At 52.9% G+C, this 1392-nt stretch carries 1 pseudogene; it reads right to left on the reverse strand.

Annotated elements, in window-relative coordinates:
• Positions 1–1392: pseudogene (locus PGX78_RS07650) on the reverse strand (hypothetical protein); the annotation flags it as partial.

A 1392-nucleotide genomic window follows, 5' to 3' on the forward strand; every position in this document is an offset into this window, starting at 1 on the left:
GCCGATAGTTACGGCCGAAGCACCGTAACTCTTTGCACCCTTACCGATGGTCACGGCTCCGGCACTCGGGTGTGCTTGCGTACCGGCCGTCGTCCCGTCGCCGATGGTCACTGTCGAAGCGCCGTAGCTACCGGTCCCTTTACCGATGAGAACAGCCTGCGCTCCTGATAAAGTAGCTCCGTTGCCGAGAACCACATTGTTCGAGGCGGAGAGGTCTCTCGCTTCAATCCCCTTACCGATCAAGATGTTATTGGTACCCTTATTGAATAAATTCTGACCGATGAGAACACCTTCTCTATTTAGATTCATAATTTGTGAACCTAGGAGTACGGACCGCTCTCCGTCACTGTTTCCGGTGATACTGTGACCGATGCCGATGCTTTCATCTCCGGAAACCCCGACATCTCCGCCTATAGCTACGCTGTTTAAGCCGTTAGCACCGTTATTGTTTCGGTTATTATTTTCCGTCGATTTTACCGATACGTAGTGAGTTTTGGCGTTATCAATCGCCGTGTATACATCGCCTGCCGTGACAAGGCTTTTACCGTTTTGAATGACAGCCGTTGTCTTGGGCGTAAAGGTCAGCGTGACCCCTTCATTGGTGTTCAATGCTTGTATTTCGAGTTTATCCTTATCCGTAGATTTAGCAACCAGGGCTTGATTCGCCAATATATAATCACTGGCACCGTTTGCCGTGTTTTCGTTATAAGCCTTTACCCTCGAGCTTACGGAACGAAGCTGAGCCACGTTGACTGCATCCGTATCGGCATTACCGGCAGCTACGCCCGTAATCTGACGGGTCTTTTGACCCGTGCCGATAGCTAAGGCCCCCAGGCCGGATGTAAAGGCACCGGTCGTTCCCGCATAAGAATTATCCCGAAGTGCAGTCATGTTATATCCGCTTATGCCGGCTCCCCTATCCGCTACGGAATAAGATCCTAATGCAATGCCGTCGGCCACTTTTACGGTTGTAGCCGTCGAAGATTGATTTGAGTTGCCGATAGCAATGCCTCGATCTGCATTAGCGGCAACCGTCGCAAAGGTACCGAGGGCCGTCCCGTAGTTAGATCTCACGCTGGCACTGTTGCCGATGGCCTGAGCATCGTTTCCTTGATTGACCACATCACGCCCCATAGCAATACCTGCCGTACCGGTTGCGGAGCTGTTCGTCCCTACAACGACACTCTGGGCTCCCGACGCAGTCGCCGCCGCGCCGACGGCGATGGCCTTTTCACCTGTCGCCTTAGCACCGAACCCGTTATTGTTACTCCCCAAGGCTAAAGCCCCTGCACCGGATGCTTCCGATAAACCGCCGATGGCTGTTGCATAGACTCCCGATGCTTTAGCACCTAAAGCACTGTCATCTTGAGCCCCGCCTATAGCTGTTGCTCC

Source organism: Megasphaera sp. AF13-6AC, from assembly GCF_027685385.1.
GTDB lineage: Bacteria > Bacillota > Negativicutes > Veillonellales > Megasphaeraceae > Megasphaera > Megasphaera micronuciformis.